Annotated in this window: 18 protein-coding genes; 5 read left to right on the top strand and 13 right to left on the bottom strand. The window is 67.8% G+C overall.

What is annotated here, in order from left to right:
- Positions 1-166: 166 nt before the first annotated feature.
- Both OG972_RS15725 and OG972_RS15730 read left to right on the top strand, forming a co-directional pair.
- Positions 167-4687, top strand: a complete 4521-nt coding sequence (locus tag OG972_RS15725; protein WP_266982069.1) for a carboxypeptidase regulatory-like domain-containing protein — start codon at positions 167-169, stop codon at positions 4685-4687.
- A gap of 521 nt (positions 4688-5208) precedes the next feature.
- Entirely contained in the window at positions 5209-5664 is a 456-nt protein-coding gene (locus OG972_RS15730; protein ID WP_266990509.1) for a transglycosylase SLT domain-containing protein, read from the top strand.
- Between the two features lie 127 nt (positions 5665-5791).
- Here OG972_RS15730 and OG972_RS15735 read toward each other — a convergent pair whose 3' ends face one another.
- A complete protein-coding gene (locus tag OG972_RS15735) occupies positions 5792-6664 on the bottom strand; it encodes an LLM class F420-dependent oxidoreductase (RefSeq protein ID WP_266982071.1) in 873 nt (290 codons plus the stop codon).
- A gap of 313 nt (positions 6665-6977) precedes the next feature.
- Here OG972_RS15735 and OG972_RS15740 point away from each other — a divergent pair, with 313 nt between their 5' ends.
- Positions 6978-7967 (top strand): CorA family divalent cation transporter, encoded by a 990-nt coding sequence (locus OG972_RS15740; RefSeq protein WP_266982072.1) that lies wholly within the window; start codon positions 6978-6980, stop codon positions 7965-7967.
- A 178-nt stretch (positions 7968-8145) separates the two neighbouring features.
- Here OG972_RS15740 and OG972_RS15745 read toward each other — a convergent pair whose 3' ends face one another.
- Positions 8146-8646, bottom strand: coding sequence for an ATP-binding protein (locus tag OG972_RS15745; protein WP_266982073.1), 501 nt, complete (start codon positions 8644-8646; stop codon positions 8146-8148).
- A gap of 307 nt (positions 8647-8953) precedes the next feature.
- Here OG972_RS15745 and OG972_RS15750 point away from each other — a divergent pair, with 307 nt between their 5' ends.
- On the top strand, positions 8954-9805 hold the full coding sequence (locus OG972_RS15750; RefSeq protein ID WP_266982074.1) for a helix-turn-helix transcriptional regulator: 852 nt from the start codon (positions 8954-8956) through the stop codon (positions 9803-9805).
- Between the two features lie 11 nt (positions 9806-9816).
- Entirely contained in the window at positions 9817-10008 is a 192-nt protein-coding gene (locus tag OG972_RS15755) for a hypothetical protein (RefSeq protein WP_266982075.1), read from the top strand.
- 62 nt (positions 10009-10070) lie between these two features.
- Here the strand turns inward: OG972_RS15755 and OG972_RS15760 are convergent, their stop codons facing one another.
- The 11 genes from OG972_RS15760 to OG972_RS15810 all read right to left on the bottom strand — a co-directional run bounded on the left by OG972_RS15760 (position 10071) and on the right by OG972_RS15810 (position 19063).
- Positions 10071-10721 (bottom strand): OmpA family protein, encoded by a 651-nt coding sequence (locus OG972_RS15760; RefSeq protein WP_266982076.1) that lies wholly within the window; start codon positions 10719-10721, stop codon positions 10071-10073.
- Between the two features lie 8 nt (positions 10722-10729).
- A complete protein-coding gene (locus tag OG972_RS15765; RefSeq protein ID WP_266982078.1) occupies positions 10730-11347 on the bottom strand; it encodes a hypothetical protein in 618 nt (205 codons plus the stop codon).
- 31 nt (positions 11348-11378) lie between these two features.
- Positions 11379-11984: a pilus assembly protein TadG-related protein gene (locus OG972_RS15770; protein WP_266982080.1), complete on the bottom strand. Its 606-nt coding sequence runs from the start codon at positions 11982-11984 to the stop codon at positions 11379-11381.
- Positions 11984-12214, bottom strand: a complete 231-nt coding sequence (locus OG972_RS15775) for a hypothetical protein (RefSeq protein ID WP_037688590.1) — start codon at positions 12212-12214, stop codon at positions 11984-11986. Before OG972_RS15775 ends, OG972_RS15770 begins: the two co-directional genes overlap by 1 nt.
- A 221-nt stretch (positions 12215-12435) precedes the next feature.
- On the bottom strand, positions 12436-13530 hold the full coding sequence (locus tag OG972_RS15780; protein ID WP_266982083.1) for a response regulator transcription factor: 1095 nt from the start codon (positions 13528-13530) through the stop codon (positions 12436-12438).
- A gap of 51 nt (positions 13531-13581) precedes the next feature.
- On the bottom strand, positions 13582-14898 hold the full coding sequence (locus OG972_RS15785; protein WP_266982085.1) for a sensor histidine kinase: 1317 nt from the start codon (positions 14896-14898) through the stop codon (positions 13582-13584).
- Between the two features lie 50 nt (positions 14899-14948).
- Entirely contained in the window at positions 14949-15836 is an 888-nt protein-coding gene (locus OG972_RS15790; RefSeq protein ID WP_037689519.1) for a DUF5936 domain-containing protein, read from the bottom strand.
- 14 nt (positions 15837-15850) lie between these two features.
- Positions 15851-16789, bottom strand: a complete 939-nt coding sequence (locus OG972_RS15795; RefSeq protein ID WP_266982087.1) for a type II secretion system F family protein — start codon at positions 16787-16789, stop codon at positions 15851-15853.
- Positions 16790-16800: 11 nt separating this feature from the next.
- The gene (locus tag OG972_RS15800; RefSeq protein ID WP_037688583.1) at positions 16801-18138 is read right to left on the bottom strand and encodes a CpaF family protein; all 1338 of its coding nucleotides are present in this window, start codon (positions 18136-18138) and stop codon (positions 16801-16803) included.
- 64 nt (positions 18139-18202) lie between these two features.
- Positions 18203-18589, bottom strand: a complete 387-nt coding sequence (locus tag OG972_RS15805; RefSeq protein ID WP_266982091.1) for a TadE/TadG family type IV pilus assembly protein — start codon at positions 18587-18589, stop codon at positions 18203-18205.
- Positions 18590-18592: 3 nt separating this feature from the next.
- Positions 18593-19063, bottom strand: coding sequence for a TadE family protein (locus OG972_RS15810; RefSeq protein ID WP_266982093.1), 471 nt, complete (start codon positions 19061-19063; stop codon positions 18593-18595).
- Between the last annotated feature and the right edge of the window lie 3 nt (positions 19064-19066).

The following is a 19066-nucleotide window of genomic DNA, read 5'->3' on the forward strand; positions in this document are numbered from 1 at the left end:
CTGTTGTGGACACGTCACCCGGGACCGACCCGAACGACGAGTACGAACCCCCTGTACGCCAAACCCCCCACGTGGTCTGAGACATCCCCAGTTTGCCTCGGCAAGGAGGAAATGTCCCATGCGACGTACACGGCGAAGAACGATACGAGCGGGACTGGTGGCATTCATGGCCATGTTGGCCCTGCTCGTCGGTGGCCTACCAGCCATGGCGAAGCCCGCCGACACGGTGCCCGCCGCACCCGTAGCCCGGCCGGCCGCGAAGGCGAAGGTACGCGACGCGGTCCAACACGACCTCTCCCCGAAGCTGCGTGACATCTCCGCGAAGCCTGGCGGTACCAAGCGCAGCAGCGCCAAGCCCTCCGTGCAGCCGGCCCATTCGCTGGAGCGCGCCGCCGTCAACCCGTCCGCGAAGGAGGGCAGCAGCCAGGTCCAGCGTGGCTTCACCGCCAGCCAGGTACCCGAGTTCAAGGCCAACTTCGAGGGCGTCGGCAACGTCGACGGGGTGCTTCCGCCGGACACCAACGGCGATGTCGGCCCCAACCACTACGTCCAGATGGTCAACCTCCACTACGCCGTGTTCGACAAGAGCGGCAACAAGCTGCTCGGGCCACTGCCGGGCAATGCGGTCTTCGCCGGCTTCGGCGGACCGTGCGAGACCAGGAACGACGGCGACCCGGTGGTCCTCTACGACGAGACCGCCGATCGTTGGATGATCACCCAGTTCGCCCTGCCGGGCGGATCCGCCGGCAACCACCAGTGCATGGCGATCTCGCAGACCTCGGACCCGACCGGGGCCTTCTACCGGTACGACTTCCTCTACCACCAGACCCGGATGAACGACTACCCGAAGTACGGGATCTGGCCGGACGCCTACTACATGACCACCAACGAGTTCGCGCCGTCCTTCGTCGGCGCCGGAGCGGTGGCCTTCGAGCGGGAGAAGATGCTCGCCGGCGAGCCGGCCCGGATGGTGTACTTCCACCTCGGTCCGGACTTCGGCGGCCTGCTGCCCGCCGACGCAGAGGGGCAGGCGCCGCCGGCCGGGGCACCCAACCCGTTCTCCATGTTCGACGACGACGCGTGGGGCACCTCGCCCACCGACCGGCTGCTGATGTGGGACTTCCACGTCGACTGGACCAACCCGGCGAACTCCACCTTCGGCAACAACCTGGCGCCGAACCGGTCCCTGGAGACCGCACCGTTCGACTCGAACATGTGCAACGGCGCCCGGTCCTGCATCCCGCAGCAGGGCACCTCGGCGCGACTGGACGCGATCGCCGACCGGTTGATGTACCGGGCGGCCTACCGCAACTTCGGCGACCACGCCTCCATGGTGCTCAACCACACCGTGGATGTCGGCGGCGACCACGCCGGCGTACGGTGGTACGAACTGCGCAGCAACTCGCCCACCGATTGGGCTATCCATCAGCAGGGCACCTATGCGCCGGACGGTGAGAACCGGTGGATGGCCAGCGCGGCCATGGACGTCACCGGCAACATGGCCATCGGCTACTCGTCATCGGGCAGCACGTCCTTCCCGTCGATCCGGATGGCCGGGCGACTCTCCGGTGACCCGCTGGGCGAACTGGGGCAGAGCGAGCGGACCCTGATCGCCGGGACCGGCGCACAGACCCACTCGGCGGCCCGCTGGGGCGACTACAGCTCGATGTCGGTGGACCCGACGGACGGCTGTACGTTCTGGTTCACCTCCGAGTACCTGTCCCAGACCAGCTCCGCCAACTGGCAGACCCGCATCGGCGCGATGAAGTTCCCCAACTGCGTGAACGGCCCGCGCGGTGAGGTGACCGGCAAGGTCACCAAGTCCGGTGGCGGAGCGATCGCCGGTGCGACGGTACGCGTCGGCGGTAGCGGCACCGTCACCGACGACCAGGGCGAGTACAAGCTGACCCTGCCGGCCGGTCAGCACGAGGCGACCGCTTCGGCATTCGGCTACGCGTCGAAGTCCGAGACGGTGACCGTGCCCGACAGTGGCACGGTGACGGCGAACTTCGCGCTCGACCCGGTTCCGCTGCGCAAGGTCAGCGGCGTGGTGAAGGACGGCTCCGGGCATGGCTGGCCGCTCTACGCGCGCATCGACGTGGCCGGCAAGCCAGGCGGCCCGGTCTTCACCGACCCGGCGACCGGCGCGTACAGCGTCGATCTGCCGCAGGGCGCCGAGTACGGCCTGACGGTCAAGGCGGTGTACCCGTCTTACCAGCAAGGCACGGCACAAGTCACCGTCAATGACAGCGACCTGGTGCGGAACTTCGACCTGTCGGTCGAGACCTCCTGCGACGCCACCGGGTACAAGACCGGCTACGGCGAACCGGTCGTCACCGAGCAGTTCGAGTCCGGGGACACGCCGGCCGGCTGGAGCGTGGTGAACACCACCCCCAACGGCGGCTGGAACTTCGCCGACCCGAGGAACCGGGGCAACCTCACCGGTGGCAGCGGCAAGTACGCCATCGCGGACAGCGACAACGCCGGTTCCGGCAAGCCGATGGACACCGCGCTGATCACCCCGGCGATGGACCTGTCCGCCGTACCGACACCGGTGCTGCGGTTCAACAGCGACTACCGGGCGCTCGGCGGGTTCGCCGACGTCGACGTGAGCGTTGACGACGGCACGACCTGGAAGAACGTGTCGCGCTGGACCAGCACCAGCCGGCGTGGTCCGGTGCTGGAGGAGATCCCGGTGCCACAGGCGGCCGGGAAGTCCGACGTGCGGATCCGGTTCCACTACCAGGCCACCTTCGCATGGTGGTGGGAGCTGGACAACGTGTCGATCGTCAACCGGACCTGCGACCCGATCCCGGGTGGTCTGGTGGTCGGCCGGGTGCTGGACGGCAACACCGGCGCCGGGCTCAACGATGCGACAGTGATCAGTGAGGACAAGCCGGCGGAGAAGGCGGTGACCGGACCGACTCCGGACGACGCCGAACTCGGCGACGGCTTCTACTGGATGTTCTCGACCCTGACCGGAAAGCACCCGTTCACCGGGGCGAAAAACCAGTACAAATCGGTTACATCCACGGTGGATGTGGCGGCCGACACGGCCACGCGGGAGGACTTCACGCTCAAGGCCGGCCGGCTGACCGTCACCCCGCCATCGGTGGAGAGCAGCCTGACGCTGGGCCAGACCAAGACGGCGACGACGACAATCCGCAACGACGGCACCGCACCGGCCACGTTTGAGCTGTCCGAGCGGGCCGGCAACTTCGACAAGCTCGGTACGCGTGGCGCGCGCCTGCAGAACCTCCGGGTCAAGGGGGGCGGCGTATCGCCCGCCTGGCGGGGCGACAGCAAGCCCGGCGACGTCCTGGAGCCGACCCCGTACGCGCCGCCATGGATCAACACGGCCAACTACCCGATCAAGGTCATGGACAACGCCGCGGCCGCCTACGACGGAAAGGTGTACTCGGTTGGCGGAACCGACGGCGCCGCCAACCTCGCCAACAGCTACGTGTACGACCCGGCGGCGAACACCTGGACGAAGATCGCCGACATGCCGGCGGCCCTGGAGAAGCCGGCAGCGACGTTCGTCGACGGCAAGCTCTACGTCTTCGGTGGCTGGAACTCGGCGGGCAACACGTCGGCAAAGGTCTATGCCTACGACCCCGGTACCAACGCGTGGGAGACCCGGGCCGGCACCAACCCGGCCCCGCGGGCCGCGCCCGGCATCGGGGTGGTCGACGGCCAGATCTATCTGGTCGGCGGCTGCGTGGACGGAAACTGCAACAAGTCCAATGTGACCGTCCGGTACAACCCGGGGGCCGACACGTTCACCACGGTCGCCCCGTACCCGGTCGCGGTGGCGTGGCAGGGCTGCGGCGGGATCGACGGCACGCTCTACTGCGCCGGCGGCAACGGGCCGACGACGCTGAAGAGCACGTACGCCTACAACCCGGGCGCGAACGCCTGGACCCAGATGGCCGACCTGCCGGTCGACTTCTGGGGGGTGGCCGCGGACACCGCGAACGGCCTGCTGTTGGTCTCCACCGGTGTCATCAACAACTCCACCACGGTCACCAACCAGGGCTGGGCGTACGACCCGGCGGCCAACTCCTGGTCGGCGCTGCCCAACGCCAACTTCGCCCGCTACCGGGCGGGTGCGGCGTGCGGGTTCGTCAAGGTCGGTGGCTCGACCGGCGGCTTCACTCCGACGCCGGACAGCGAACTGCTGCCCGGTTTCGACCAGTGCGCCACTGTCACCGACGTACCGTGGCTGTCCGCGTCCCCGACCTCGGCGACTCTGCAGCCCGGGCAGAGCATCACGGTAAACGTGAGGTTTGAGGCCTCCACGGCGGCGGGCGTGCAGCAGCCCGGCAAGTACACCGCCCAGCTCGGCATCAAGTCGGACACCCCGCCCGTGGCACCGATCGACGTGACGATGACCGTGCAGCCGCCCAAGGACTGGGGCAAGGCTACGGGCGTCGTCACCGGCGTCGACTGCCGCGACAACAGCACCGCGCTGCGCGGGGCGACCGTCCAGATCAACGGCAAGAGGGGCTGGACCCACACCCTGAAGACCGATGCGGATGGCCGGTACGTCATCTGGGCTCCGAGGGACAACCCAGTCGAGATCATCGCGGCTCAGGATGGCTGGAAGCCGCAGTCCAGGCTGGTGAACCTCAAGGCGGGCGAGGCGGTGACCACCGACTTCGCCCTGCGCCCCACCGCTTGCTGAGAGGAGTCTGATCCACCGGGCCCGCGCCGTTCACCGGCGCGGGCCCTTCCCGTCTCCACTTACAACAGCCCTGCCTTCACACGGCCGCGCAACGCCGAATCGGCCCTGTTGCACGACGTCGACACGAGATCGGCCGCACGCCGGCCACCGGTCAGGACTCCTTGCCGATTCGCGCCGATAATCACCACCGCGCCATCAACACAGTGCGCTTATTCGGCATTACGGTGAGCGAATAGGGCGCCCTTTATATGACGCAGACCACGTGACCCGCACCACTCTTGTGACGATTTGAGGCATTTGCCGTGTGGGGTGGGCCACGTGACGACCGTCACTCCGAAGTCGGATAGTAGGCCCACGGAGACCCTGTCCGCAGTCTCGACGGCAACTCTCCCGATCATTTCCGGCACCCGGTACGAATCCTTTTAGTAAAAGGGGGGCATTGACCCGGCATTTCTCCTCGATTAACAATTCTTGGCATCACCCCCCGACGGAAGAGGAATTACCGGATGCAGTTCACCGCGATGTCCACGAAGTTCGCCCGCATGACCAAGACCAAGAAGATCTCGATGGGCATGCTCGCCGCCGGCGCCGCAGTCATGGCCGGCACCGTCGCAGGCGCCCCGGCCGCCTCGGCCGCCACCCCCGCCCAGTCCGGCGGCGGCAACGTCGACGCCTGGATCAACGAGTCGCTCAAGGTCATGCACGCGAAGGGCATCCCCGGCACCTACGAAGGCATCCGCAAAAACCTGATGCGCGAGTCCTCCGGCAACCCCAACGCCATCAACAACTGGGACTCCAACGCCACCAAGGGCATCCCGTCCAAGGGCCTGCTCCAGGTCATCGACCCCACGTTCAACTCGTACCACGTCAGCGGCACCTCCCAGAACATCTACGACCCGGTCGCCAACATCACCGCCGCCGCCAACTACGCCGCCCACCGCTACGGCTCCATCGACAACGTCAACTCGGCCTACTGACCGAACGTGTCGGTTGCACAGCCGAACCCGGTCAGGACCTGCCCGGGCCCGGCCATGCGGACCCGCCCCCAGCCTGCCCGGTCAGACCTGGAACCGGTGATCCCGTGGCCGGCCGCGTAACAGAGCTCTACTGACCGATCGTGGCGAGCCTGGGAACGATGCGCGCGACGACCTGCTCGGCGAAGCTGACCGGGTGCCGGTCCGGCAGCACCTGGACCGCGCTGATGCCGAGCTCCGCATACGCCTCGACGTCGGCGAGAAACGCATCGGTCTCGTCCAGGACCGGCCTGCTGAACATCAAGGTCTTCTCGATGGCGTCGTAGTCACGCCCCACCGCCGCACAGTGCTCCCGCAGGACGTCGAGCTTGTGGGCCACCTCGTCGACGTCGGTGGCGAACAGGTTGCACGCGTCCGCGTACCGGGCGACCAGCCGCAGCGTCTTCTTCTCGCCCCCGCCGCCGATCATGATCGGCGGCCGCTCCCCGATCGGCTCCGGCACGCAGAGCGTCTCGGCCAGCTTGTAGTGCCGCCCCTCGTACGGGCCGTCCTCCTCGCTCCACATCTGCAGGCAGATCTGGAGCGTCTCCTCCAGCCGCTCGAACCTCTCAGCCACCGGGACGACCGGCACCCCGAGCCCGCGCTGCTCCCGCTCGTACCAGGAGGCGCCGAGCCCGAGCACCGCCCGGCCGCCGGAGAGCACATCGAGACTGGTGACGATCTTCGCGAGCAGGCCCGGGTAGCGGTACATCACGCCCGTGACCATCAGCCCGAGCGTCATCCGTTGGGTCAGCGCGGCCACGTACCCGAGGGTCGTGTACCCCTCCAGCATCGGCTCGTCGGCCGCGCTCTGCGGGGTCTCCATCTGGAAGTAGTGGTCCATCACCGTGAACGACGCGACCCCGCCCTGGTCGGCGATCCGCGCCGACTCGGCGAGCGTGGGCGCGATGAGCGCGGGGTCGGCCGGCTGCGAGTAATTCCAGTAGTGCAGACCGAGCTTCACGTCCACTCCTCCACGCCGGACACCTTCGGCAACCTTGTGCAGTCCTCATCATGTTAGGCGCATCCGGCCGTAACAGGCATGGCCTGTACGGCCGGACGGGTGCCGAGGCCAAGGTGATCGCCGACGACGGCCTTACCGAACCGGGCGCCGACTCCCTGGCGGCACGAGCGATTCCCGCGGCCTGCGGACCTCGGGGCGCGCCCCTCACCCGTTCGGGGCCGCCGACAGTGCGAATGGATCCCTCCGTGCGCATGGACGTCGGCGTTTACACAGGCTGAAAGGTGCTGCAGCCGTTGATCCACGATGAGGGACGATGATCGTATCGGTGGTGTCGATGCCGGAAGGGGTCGTTGCCCGTACACACGTGTCGGAGGCACGTGAGCGTCTCGCGGCATCCCGTTTTCTGCTCGTGGACATCGAGCTGCCCGAGGAGACATCGCCCGACGAACAGCCGGTCGCCCACCAACTCGGTCTGGAGGCCGAGGACTTGACGTGGTTCGGCAGGGAAGGCGAATCCGTGCGCGCCGAGTTCCTCGGGGACAGCGCCGCGTTCGTCGTACCTGTCATCGAAGAAGGCCAGGTCGCACATGTCCATGCCTTCGTGACCGAGCAGCACCTGGTCACAGTTCACCGAGGGCCGATCGGAGCAATCAAAACCCTTCTCGCCCGGTTGCCGCACGAGAGGCCCGCCGACACTGTGGCCACGCTGTTCCTGTTGCTGCAAGAGGCACTGGAGACCTATCGCCGGTCCGCTGTGCAGGCTCTGCTGGAGGTGGAGGACCTCGAGGACGAGATGTTCCAGCAACGGCGCCCCCAACAGGTCTACCATCTGGCGCGTCTACGACGGCGTGCGGCCCTTCTGCACCACTCACTCCTGCCCTACGTGGAGGCGACGGACGAGACCCTGACGCGCAGGACGATGAGCGGCAGGTTCCCGGAGGAGCGGCAGAGGCTGGCTCGCTCGTACCAACGCGCCGCGAAGTCAGTGCTCACGGACATCGCGTCTCTCCAGGATGCCTCCCGGCGAGCCTTCCTCAGCTACTCCTCCCTCGTGTCCGGCGAGCAGAACGGTGTGATCAACCGGCTGGCCATCGTGTCGACGATCTTCCTGCCGCTGACATTCCTCACCGGATTCTTCGGCATGAACTTCACCTACATGACCGACGAGCTGGAAAGCGGGGCCGTCTTCTGGATGCTCGCCGTGGGGGTGCAAGTGATCGTCCTGCTCATCGCCCTCTACGTGCTGCACCGCACGCGCCTCTGGCGGAAGCTGCGTGACGACAACGGCTCCGATGACCGATGACGCCGCCCACCCGCGTCGACACCGGACGGCAGCTCAAGAACTCCAGCTGGGAGAGAAGTTCCTCCCGTACGATCGGCTCTTCGAAGTCCGCTTCCGGCTGACGAGCGCCGCACAGGAGGCCACGGGCTTCCCTTCCGTGGCCCCTGCGCTGCGAGTACCCCCGCCCCCTCGCGCCTGATCAGCGCGGCAGCACCACCCAGGACTTGGTGCCCGCGTGCGACGGCATCGCGTCGCAGACATCCCATTCCCCGCCCCAGTCATCCACCACCGCAGCCAGCAGCCACAGCGCCCGCCGGCGCCGCGCCTCGCAGAGGGTGACAGCGTCCGGGTCGGAGTGGCGCGGGTGCTGGTCCCAGACGACGATGCGGAGCGCGTTGTCGCGCTGTCGAGCGGAGACGTACAGCTCCTGACCCGGGGTCATGGTGGAGGTGACGCCGACCAGTTCGCTCACCACGAGCACGGCCGGCCAGATGTAGGGAGTGAGCGCGTACGCGTGCAGCGAGGCCGTGATCGCGTCGCGTCCGATCGCCGCGCTCCGCGGATCACCGGGAAGAGTGAGACTGAGCGCGAGCCCACGCTCGGAGCGGCGCCTCGGGTACGGGGTCGCATACGGGTACGGGTCGGGTGCGGGCTCCTCGGTGGCTACCGGGCAGAGCGCGGCGCGCGGAGATTGCGGCATGACTGACTCCCCTTGTACGGGTGGCGAGTTGGCGGTCTCTCTATCGCGTCGATGCGCACAGGTGGCTCGTGCGCTGCTGAATGAGCAGTGGCTTGTCTCCCTGGCGCGGGCCGCCCCTCCCAGGGCAGGAGGTTGCGGGCAGGACCGCGCGATGCACTTCTGACTCATCGCAACGTGAGCAGTGCGTTACCCAATGTAGCGTCCGGAGGGCAAAATAACCCTTCCCACATGGAAACTGGACCCTTTCGTGGCCGGGTCGCACGCACAGGCGGCAGACTGCCGGTGACCGCATGCGGAAAGGAACGGCATGGCAGCAAGGACGTCGCCTACCGAACGCCAGAAGCGGCTTGGGGCCGAACTGCGGAGAATGCGCACGTCGGCCGACGTATCGGCCGAGTTCGCGGCCGGTCTGCTCGGTGTGGACCGCGGAAAGATCTCGAACATCGAGTCCGGAGCACGCCCCATCAGCCCGGACCGCCTGCGCACGTTGGCCTGCAATTGCGCCTGCACGGACGACAAGTACGTCGACGCGCTCGTCGAAATGTCTCAGCCGCGAAGCCGCGGATGGTGGGAGAGATACCGGGGGTCGCTACCTCAAGGGCTCCTTGATATCGCAGAATTGGAGGCGCACGCTCTCCGCATGCGGGCTGCGTACTCCATGCACATCCCGGGCCTGCTCCAGACCTCCGACCACGCCCTGGCCGTGTTCCGCGTGGTGATCCCCCAGTTGCCGGAACGCGAGATCGCACTGCGTCTGGCCCATCGCGTGGAGCGCCAGGAGGTCCTGGACGGCGACCCGCCACCGCCGTACACCGGCATCGTTCATGAGGCCGCGCTCCGCATGCAGTTCGGTGGCCGAGGGGTGGCCCGCGCCCAGCTCCAGCATCTGCTGAAGAAGTCCGAACAGCCGAACGTGACGCTGCTGGTCATTCCGTTCGAGGCAGGAGCGTTCCCCGGAGCGGGTCAGACGGTCCTGTACGCGGAGGGACCGGTATCCCAGCTCGACACCGTACAGATCGACAACTCGCACGGGCCCGTCTTCGTCTACTCGGAGGCGCAGTTGGCGAAGTACCGGGCCCACCTGGACTGGATGGAGGGAATCGCGCTGCCGCCGAGCGAGTCGCGGGACTTCATCCACAACATCGCACGCCAACTCTGAAGGGATCACGGATGCCGGACGTCAACTGGGAAGACGCGTTCTGCGGCGAGGGAAACTCCTGCTACCGGCTCGGAACCGATGAGCAAGGCAACAGCTACATCACCATCGCGGGTGCGGAGGAGCACTTCCTCACCGACAGTCGCGAAGCACTCCAGCAGATGATCCGCGACATCAAGGCCGGCGCCGCCGACCACCTGCTGTAACGGCGCAGGGCCCGGTACCGCGAGGTGTTCGCGGTACCGAGCCCCGTGCGTACGCGCCTGGGTCAGGAAGCGCTGCCGCGCGGGAAGGACACCTCCACGCGCCGGTTCTTCTTCCGGCCCTCTTCCGTGCTGTTGTCGGCGATCGGGTACTGCTCGCCGTAACCGCGGATCTCGAAGGTGATCGTCGATCCGAGCGACTCGACCAGCACGCCGTGCACCGCATCGGCCCGCTGCTTGGACAGCACGTCGCCGTGTGCGGAGGACCCGAGATTGTCGGTGAAGCCGAAGACGCGCACCTTGGTGGCGTTCTGCTTCTTGATCTCGGCTGCGACGGCTGCGATACGGGACTTGGCCGCCGCGCTCAGCTTCGCGCTGTCCTTACCGAAGAGAACCTCGGCCTGGAGCGCGAACTTGATGCTGGCGTTGCTGTCCTCGCGGCGCTCCTCGCCGCCCTGGTCCTCGACGACCTGGATGATGTCGAGGACCTTGGCCGGGGCGAGTGTGGCCCCCTCGGCCATCTTGAGGTCGGGGTCGTTGCCGTCCACCTTGACGGGTGGCACCGACGACGCCTCGGTGCCGGGCGGCACGCTGGGACCGTCGTCGGCAACCGCCTGCGCGGTCCCCAGGACGGTGACACTGGCCATCAGCAGGGTGGCCGCGATGACGTGTCCCGCGAGACGCGGTGGCCTGCGGCGCATACGGGTGTGGGTCATGTCGGCCATCACCCGGAGATCTTCAGCGAGGTGGTGGCGAAGGTCGGGAGCATGAAGTCAACTTCGGTCGTACTGGTGGGGGGAGACGGGAACTGCATGAAGACAGCAGTCGACTTGCCGGGCTGAAGCGGCAGGATTCCCGTGGTGCACAGGCAGCGGCTCTCGGTGTCCCGCAGGATGTAGTAGCGCTTCTTACCGACCTTGTCGATCAGCGCAGCACCGGCGACGGAGTTGGGGTTCTGCCTCACAACGGCTTCTTCGGAGCCGGCCCAGCCCGCAGTGGGCTGCGCCGTATCGCTCCCGTTCTTGATCTCACCCTGCACGGTGACGAAGCCACCAGAGTCACGCTTCACCTGATTGATGACGAGCGTGAGTCCGCCCTGCCCCCTGGCCTCGGCGAGCTTCACATTCGGGTCCACGTTGTCTCCCGCGGCGGTGTCCTCCCGCTTCGCCCCCTTGTCTCCGTCGGAGGACTTGGAGGGCGCGGAGGACGACTCAGAACCCGTGTCCTTCGTCTTTCCGCCGCCGTCGTCAGCACCGCACCCGGTGACGGCCAGGGCCAATGCCGCTGTCAGCGAGACAGCTGCCACAACCCTTCGGGACTTGGTGGTGCGCCGAATGCTCATGGGTTCTGATTCCTTTAGTCGTCGTTCGCTGTCAGTCGTCGATCAGGTGCACGTCGAAGAGAATCTTGCTCACCTGGGACCAGGGCGGTGGGCTGCCAGGCGCGATTTCGACGACCCCGCCGCCGTCGCACTTGAAGATGTACAAGTCCTGGACTCCGTCATCATTGAAGTCCAATGCCTTCCAAGTGCAGCGGAACTCGATCTCGGCAGTCGCCTCGGCCGTCGCGACCTTCTTGTTCGAGCCGGGAAGCACAGGCGAGTCCACCGCCTTGAGTCCCTGGACCTCGACCTTGATCCGGTCTCGGTAGCCACCAGGAATCGGCCAGCAGCCCTTGAGATCAGCCTCGTTGGCTGCGGCATATCCCTGAGCGGCAGTGCACCCGCCAACGGGGTGCGCGCGGAGGTACAGGTCCAGCGTGTTCCCGGGAAGCGACGCGAGGAACGGCGCCTCGAACTCGTCACGAGCCTGCTGAGCAGCGGCGAGTGCGGCGGCGTCCGCCGCACCCTGGGCCCCATTGCGCAAGGCTGCAGCCTTACCGACAGCGAAGAACGCCAACGCGAGAAAGAGCAGGCCCGCCACCATCACTACATAAATGGGGAAGGCCTGCCCTGAATCGCGGCGTTGACGACCAATCATCAGCCCGCGGTGATGGAGCTCACCAGGCCGGAGATCCGACCCGAGATCGCGCTGCCGATACCCGTAGCCACGATCGCACCGATGATCGCCACGACCACGAGGATGATGCCCAGGTACTCGAAGGCCGTCTGGCCGCGGTCCTTGGCCTCGTAACGCTTCTGGATCTTGCTGACGGCGGTGTTGGCCCAGCCGTTGACGCGGACGGCGGTCTTCAGGGTGATGTTCGACATGGTGTTCCCCTCCGGGTTCGGCCGACCGGTAGCCGGCCGACTCGCACGTTTCTCTGGTGTCACCCGCGGTACCGGCTTCCTCCTGGCCGGTCCCGCTGGCGACATGAGAAACATACGGCGGCACACCCTGCCCACCAGAGGGTCCCAGGGCCCATTCCCGGGCCCAAAAGGGGAGTTGGATCCCGAGGCTCGCCCTGCTGTCCGGTGTCCGGACCCTCACTTCAGCCACGGCCACCAGTCCCCCGCGCGCCGGGCCCACCCGTCGGGGCCGTGCCGAGCCAGCGGGCGATCGCCTCGCTGCGGCTGCCGCTGTGGAGCTTGGTGAAGATGCGGTTGATGTGGTTCTTGACCGTCTTCTCGCTGATGAAGCAGGTGGCGGCGATCTGCTGGTTGCTCATGCCGGACGCGATCAGCTCCATGACCTCCACCTCCCTCGAACTCAGCCCGTACTGCTGCCTATTGGGTGCCGTTCCCGGCGTCCCGGTCAGTGAAGACTGTGCCACAACCGGTTGCAGATGCGAAAGACCCTGAGCGTTTCGGACCGGTTGCGGCGCAGGTGGAACCATTTCGGGACCGGAGCCGTGTGCATGCGCACCGTCCTGCTGCGCCACGCCCGCCGGGGGTCCGTCGTATCCAGGCCTCGGGTAGGGGACGCCCGTGGTCAGCGCCGTCCCCAGCCCCTCCGGAAGGGGTTGCCCCTGTGGTGCCGTTCCCTGCCGCATATGGGCCAGGAGCGCGTTCGCCGCGGTCGCGGTGAAGTGGGCGCGGCCGCTCTTGGTGTCACGTACCGCCTGCACCAGTTGGTCCGCCGTGAACTCGCCGTGCACCAGATAGCCACCGGCGCCCAGCCGCAGCGCCTCGTGGACGATCTCGCTCTCGCGGCTGTAGGTCAGCATCATGACGGGGGCGACCCGCACGAGGTGCGGCAGCGCGGAGATGCCGTCGACGCCCGGCATGCGGACGTCGAGCAGGACGACGTCCGGGCGGTGCTGCACGGCCATGTCGTAGGCCTGGCGGCCGTCCACGGCCTCCGCCACGACTTCGATGTCCTCACGGCCGGAGAGCAGCACGCCCAGGCCGGCCCGGACCACGGGGTTGTCGTCGGCGACGACGACCCGCAGGGGGCTGGGGAGAGCCAGGGGCGGTGCCGCGGGGAAGGGAGGTGTGACCTCGGATGCCGCTGGCTGCTGGGGGATGGGGAACCCGGAGGAGCTGAGCTCCGAGGTGAGCGGGGTGATGTGCGAGGACGTGTGCTGGGAGGTGTGGTTCTGTGCCGCCCAGTTCTGGCCCGACGCGCGGGAGACATCGTCCGGCATTCTGCGACCTCCTCTCAGGATCTATGGGGGGTGAGGGTGGGGTGGAGCGGGTCAGTTCAGTTGCTGTGTTTCCGGACCGGCGACGAGAGCGGCCACCGGGAGTTCCAGGCGCACTTCGGTGCCCTTGGCGGCCTTGCCCTTGCCGATGCGGATGCGGGCGCCGATGGACGCGGCGCGTTCGACCATGCCGACGAGACCGAAGTGACCGGCGCGCCTGAGGTCGTCGAGCGTCGTGCCCGGGGGGAGGCCGCGCCCGTCGTCGTACACGCTGACGCGCAGGACATCGCCCTTCACGCCTGCGAGCACGACGAGATAGGTGGGGTGGGCATGGCGATGGGCGTTCTCCATCGCTTCGGAGGCGACCGTGAGCAGCTGGCGGGCGACCACGTGCGGTACGGACGGGACCGGGGCCTCGTTGAGCATCCGGAAGGTGGCCGTGAGTCCGTGGCGGCGGGTGAAGTCGTCCGCGCGGGCGCGGAGCTCGCTGACCACGTCCACTCCCCCGTCGAGTCCGGACTCGCGGCGCAGGTCGGAGAGGAGCTCCCGCGATTCCGCCGCCGCCCGGCGGGCGGAGCGCGCGACCAGTTCGGCCTGGTGCTTGACGGTGAGCGGATCCATCCGGTCTGAGGAGCCGGCCAGACCGTCGGCGGCCAGCGCCAGACCGTGCAGGGTCTTGGCCACCGAGTCGTGCATCTCCCGGGCGAGCCGGGTGCGCTCGCCCTCCACCGCCTCGTTCACCGCGAGCCGTGCCCTGGTCTCGGTGAGCGCCTGGCTGGCCGTGCCGAAGCGGAGGAGGAGATTGCGCAGGGTCACGCCGACGGCGCCCGCGATGATGCAGAAGCCGGGCAGGAGGAGTGCCGTCGCGTCGGCGGAATCCAGCTTCGGGTCGGTGGCGTACACGCCGAAGACGATCACCGTCTGGAGCGCCGCGAAAACCGCCGCGCCCCGCCAGCCGTAGACGAGTCCGGCCAGCAGCGGGGTGCAAACGGTCACGTACGCGAGGGTGGACTCGGGTGTGGCGGTGACCAGCAGCAGGGCACCGAACAGTGCGTCTATGCCGAGCAGCCAGGGGTGGCGGAGCAGAACGGGGCCGAAGCGCTCCCAGTCCCGGAACAGGACGTACGAGCCCATGAAGGTGACGAGGATCGCCGAGCCGATCAGCCAGGTGGCCGGTCCCGGCTCCGTGTGCGCGATCGCGAACGGCGTGGCCATGCCGATCATGGCGAGCCGGAACCCGAAGACCTGCCGGCACATCGCCTGGAGCGCGTTGAGCTGGATGGCGAACGCCGGGCGCGGCCCGGGGTCGGTAATCGCCTGGCGTACGTCCGACGTCAGTCCCGTCTGCGCGCTGCCGAGTGGGAACGACATGTGCCTGTCACCTCCTCCGTGGGTCGTGGTCATCGGCTCCGCCGTCCATGTCATCCGCCCGAGAGGAAGCTGAAGTCGACGTTGGCTCCGTAGACAAAGCCGACCGTCAGCAGCACCAGGGTTCCCGGCAGCAGGAAGGAGGTGACCGCGAAGGTCGCCTTGGGGACGGCCCTGGCCGCCTTCCTGCGGGCGTTCTGGGCGTCCGTACGCCGCATGTCGTTGGCGATCTGGATCAGCGTCTCGACGATCGGCGCACCGAGCTCCTCGCCCTGCTGGAGCGTCGTCACGAACATCGCGACCTGTTCCGAGTCGTTGCGCTTGCGCAGCTGCTCGAACGCCTCGCGGCGGCTGACACCCATGTCCATCTGGCGCAGGGTGATGCGGAGCTCGTCGGCCCACGGGCCCTCGTACTTCTCCGCGACACGACCGAGCGCCTGGCGGAAGCCGAGGCCCGCGGAGACGACGACGGCGAGGACGTCGAGAAAGTCGGGGAGCGTCCGGTCGATGTGATCCCTGCGGACACGGACCGCCGCCCAGATGCCGACCTCGACCCAGAACAGACCGAAGGCGATCAGCAGAATGGCGAGGAAGAGCTGGCCGCGCATCAGCATCGTCAGGGCGCCGAACGCGCCGAGGGCGCCGTAGACGAAGCGGCGGGCGGCGTAGCGGTCGATGGTCAGACCGCCCGGGTTGCCCGCCATGTCGATCTGGCGGCGCTTCTTGTTGACCGCCTTGGGGCCCATCATCCGTAGCACCATGGGGGCCCAGCGCATGCCCATCCGGTCGATGCCGGAACCGACCGCGGTGGTGCGGGTGGCGCCGACCTCCAGGGCGATGGCGAGGTCACTGGGCAGTTTGGCGTCGGCCCGGTACATGCGGATACCGGCGATGGCTCCGAACACCGCGAGTCCTACGACGCCTGCGAGCAGCAGGTCCATATTCGCGCCGCCCATCAGACGTCGATCCGGGACAGGCGACGGATCACGATGAATCCGATCGCGTACAGGACGATGGCGACGATCACCGCTACCTGGCCGATGAGGGCGCCGGTCATACGGTCGAGTGCGCCGGGCATCACCGCATTCATCAGGAGCATGGCGCCCAGGCCGAAGGCGGGGACCGCGTAGGCGGTGACCGTCACCTGGGACAGCTGGGTCTTGACCTCGCGCCGGGTCTCCTTGCGTTCCTCCAGCGTCTCGGTGAGGTTGCGCAGGGAGCTGACGACCGTACCGCCGGCCCGGTTGGACAGGACGAGCGTCGTGACGAGGACGACGAGTTCGCGCGACGGCAGCCGGTCGGTCAGTTCGCTCAGCGCGTCGTCGAGGGATTCACCGACGGCGAGGCGACGGGCGACCCGGGCCAGTTCCTCGCCCGCCGGGTCCTCCATCTCGTCCGCCGCCATGCTGATGGACGTACGGAGCGCGAGCCCGGCCTGGGTGGCGTTGGCCAGGATGCGGGCGAGTTCGGGGAGCTGGTTGATGAAGCGTTCGGTGCGCTTGGTCCGCTGCCAGTTCAGGAAGGCATTGGTGCCCCAGAGCCCGATGAGTGCCGCGACCGGACCGAAGAAGCTGGCGAGGATCGACGAGGCGATCATCCACAGTGCGGCCATCGCGGCGAGCGCGTAGACGAAGAATTCGCCCGGCGTGATCTCGAGTCCGGTGGCCGCCAGTTTCAGTTCGAGCTTGCGGCCCAGCCCGGTCTTGCGCAGCCTGCGGTCGACACCCCGGAAGCGGCGGTGGCGCCCTGCCTCGGGGATCTGGCCGGTGTGCGACAGCCGGTCGACCAGCGCTTCCTGGTCGGCCTTCCCGCCGGAGTAGGCGTGCAGGCCCATGACGCCCGTCACGCCGCAGAGCAGCGTGACGCCGATCGTGAGAAGAGGAAGATTTGTCATGGCACAGGTACCTAATTGGCCTCTCGGGTGGCGAGCTGTTCGGCGGACGCGGCGACTCCGAAGGCCTGCGGGATGGGCTGGCTGGCCATGTAGAGACGGTCGGCGATCTTGCGTGGGATCGGGAGGTACTGGAACTCGCCGTAGATCCGCCCGTCGGCGGCCATCGGCTGGGCGTTGAACCGGGCGACGGTCACGATGCGGTAGGGGTCACGGCCGTGCGAGTCGAGGACGGCGATCTCGGTGACCTTGCGGGAGCCGTCGGCGTGCCGGGTGAGCTGGACGATGACATCGACGGCGCTGTTGATCTGGTCGTGCAGGGCCTCGAACGGGATCTTGATCTCGGACATCGACGCGAGGGTCTGCAGACGCATGAGCGCGTCCTCGGCGTTGTTGGCGTGGACGGTGGCGAGCGAGCCGTCGTGACCGGTCGACATCGCCTGGAGCATGTCGAGCGATTCGCCGCCACGGACCTCTCCGACGACGATCCGGTCGGGTCGCATACGCAGGGAGTTGCGGACCAGGTCACGGATGGTGATCTGGCCCTTGCCCTCGACGTTCGCCGGGCGGGACTCCAGTCGGATCACATGGCTCTGCTGGAGCTGGAGCTCGGCGGAGTCCTCGATGGTGACGATGCGCTCCCTGTCCGGGATGAGCCCGGAGAGAGCGTTGAGCAGCGTCGTCTTTCCCGTGCCGGTGGCCCCGGAGACGATGACGTTGAGCTTGGCCTGGACGAGCCCGGAGAGAAGGATCAGCATCTGCTCGTCGAGCGAGCCGATGTTGATCATCTCCTGGAGCGTGAAGGCCCGCGGGAAGCGTCGGATGGTGAGCGTCGCACCGGACAGCGAGAGCGGCGGGATGATCACATTGACACGCTCGCCGCTGGGCAGGCGGGCGTCGACCATCGGATTCGACTCGTCCACCCGGCGGTTGACGGTCGACACGATGCGCTCGATGGTCTGCATCAGCTGCTCGTGCGAACCGAAGCGCATCGGGAGCTGCTCGACCTTGCCGCTGCGCTCGACGAAGATCTGGTCCGGTCCGTTCACCATGATTTCAGTGATGGACGCGTCTTCGAGGAGCGGTTCCAGGATGCCGAGACCGAGGGCCTCGTCGACGACCCGGCGGATCAGTTGCGTGCGTTCGACGGTCGAGAGGACCGGTCCCTCACGGCTGATGATGTGGCTGAGGACGCGCTCCAGCCGAGCCCGCCGGTCGGCCGCGGCGAGCGAGGACATCTCCGCCAGGTCGATCTCTTCGAGCAGCTTGGCGCGGTAGGTGGCGACCATGTGGCCGTCCTCCCTCGCTCCGCTGTGCTTCTCGGGGGCGGTGACGCGTGCCCGCAGACTCATGTCCGTAACTCCTCGTTCTGGCTTACCGGTGGGGCCTCAGCCGTACGTGCGGCGCGCTGTGGGCTCAGGTGCGGGGCATCGTGGAGCTTCGTTCGGCCCAGCCCCAGATGTCGACGCCGGGAATGATGCGCGGCACCTTGACGCGGACGGTGCAGGTGACCTCGTCGAAGGAGGGCTTCGCCCTGAAGCGGGCCCTGTTCGCGGTCCAGTCGCTCATCGCGTCCCTGCCCGCCCCCGCGCAGTCGGACCCGCTGGCGGACATGCTGGACAGGCGGGCTCCCGCACGGGCGCCGGTGCCCGCCTGGTTGGCGGCGTACGCGGCAAGGCCCATCTGGATCGCGAGGAGACCGACCAGGAGCAGCAGCGGGATGAAGCCCATGTACTCGATGGCGACCTGGCCCCGGTCGCGGCGGCGGGTGGTGCGTGCGGGTGTGTGCGTGCGTGTGTTCATCGCTCAGCCCTCCAGCGGTGCGGCGGCGTTGCCGGTGACGTGGAAGGGCCAGTTCAGGACGCCGGGCACCAGGACCGGCACCTTGAGCTTGACCTCGGCCTTGTACATGTCGGACGAGGAGCGGCACGTCGTCCTGGACTTCTCCCGCCATGCCTTCGGAAGGTGCTCGGTGGCGACCTGCCTGCATGCCTGTGCGCGCAGACCGCCGGAGATGGCGCCCTTGTGGGCGGCCTCGTCCGCCGAGTTCCCCGCCAGGGAGAACGTGTAGCCGATCAGCGCGCACTGCCACAGCGCGATCATCAGCAGGATGATCAGCGGTGTGACGCCCAGGAACTCGATGGCGGTCTGACCGCGGTCACGGTCCCGCCCCGTCACACGGCAGCCGTCGTGCTCACGGTCGGCTGTGCGGTAACGCCGTCCTCGTACTCCCTGTGTTTCCCGTATCTCCGGGCCGTTCATCTCGGTGGTCGCCATGGC

Source organism: Streptomyces sp. NBC_01669 (genome assembly GCF_026339735.1).
Taxonomy (GTDB): domain Bacteria; phylum Actinomycetota; class Actinomycetes; order Streptomycetales; family Streptomycetaceae; genus Streptomyces; species Streptomyces yanii.

What these genes read in the sequence shown, in the direction of transcription:
- OG972_RS15765 (WP_266982078.1), bottom strand. Translation starts at nt 11,347, where the DNA reads ATGAGCATTCGGCGCACCACCAAGTCCCGAAGGGTTGTGGCAGCTGTC.
- OG972_RS15760 (WP_266982076.1), bottom strand. Translation starts at nt 10,721, where the DNA reads ATGACCCACACCCGTATGCGCCGCAGGCCACCGCGTCTCGCGGGACAC.
- OG972_RS15775 (WP_037688590.1), bottom strand. Translation starts at nt 12,214, where the DNA reads ATGTCGAACATCACCCTGAAGACCGCCGTCCGCGTCAACGGCTGGGCC.
- OG972_RS15790 (WP_037689519.1), bottom strand. Translation starts at nt 15,836, where the DNA reads ATGGACCTGCTGCTCGCAGGCGTCGTAGGACTCGCGGTGTTCGGAGCC.
- OG972_RS15780 (WP_266982083.1), bottom strand. Translation starts at nt 13,530, where the DNA reads ATGCCGGACGATGTCTCCCGCGCGTCGGGCCAGAACTGGGCGGCACAG.
- OG972_RS15750 (WP_266982074.1), top strand. Translation starts at nt 8,954, where the DNA reads ATGGCAGCAAGGACGTCGCCTACCGAACGCCAGAAGCGGCTTGGGGCC.
- OG972_RS15730 (WP_266990509.1), top strand. Translation starts at nt 5,209, where the DNA reads ATGTCCACGAAGTTCGCCCGCATGACCAAGACCAAGAAGATCTCGATG.
- OG972_RS15795 (WP_266982087.1), bottom strand. Translation starts at nt 16,789, where the DNA reads ATGACAAATCTTCCTCTTCTCACGATCGGCGTCACGCTGCTCTGCGGC.
- OG972_RS15740 (WP_266982072.1), top strand. Translation starts at nt 6,978, where the DNA reads ATGATCGTATCGGTGGTGTCGATGCCGGAAGGGGTCGTTGCCCGTACA.
- OG972_RS15805 (WP_266982091.1), bottom strand. Translation starts at nt 18,589, where the DNA reads ATGAACACACGCACGCACACACCCGCACGCACCACCCGCCGCCGCGAC.
- OG972_RS15755 (WP_266982075.1), top strand. Translation starts at nt 9,817, where the DNA reads ATGCCGGACGTCAACTGGGAAGACGCGTTCTGCGGCGAGGGAAACTCC.
- OG972_RS15770 (WP_266982080.1), bottom strand. Translation starts at nt 11,984, where the DNA reads ATGATTGGTCGTCAACGCCGCGATTCAGGGCAGGCCTTCCCCATTTAT.
- OG972_RS15810 (WP_266982093.1), bottom strand. Translation starts at nt 19,063, where the DNA reads ATGGCGACCACCGAGATGAACGGCCCGGAGATACGGGAAACACAGGGA.
- OG972_RS15800 (WP_037688583.1), bottom strand. Translation starts at nt 18,138, where the DNA reads ATGAGTCTGCGGGCACGCGTCACCGCCCCCGAGAAGCACAGCGGAGCG.
- OG972_RS15745 (WP_266982073.1), bottom strand. Translation starts at nt 8,646, where the DNA reads ATGCCGCAATCTCCGCGCGCCGCGCTCTGCCCGGTAGCCACCGAGGAG.
- OG972_RS15725 (WP_266982069.1), top strand. Translation starts at nt 167, where the DNA reads ATGGCCATGTTGGCCCTGCTCGTCGGTGGCCTACCAGCCATGGCGAAG.
- OG972_RS15785 (WP_266982085.1), bottom strand. Translation starts at nt 14,898, where the DNA reads ATGTCGTTCCCACTCGGCAGCGCGCAGACGGGACTGACGTCGGACGTA.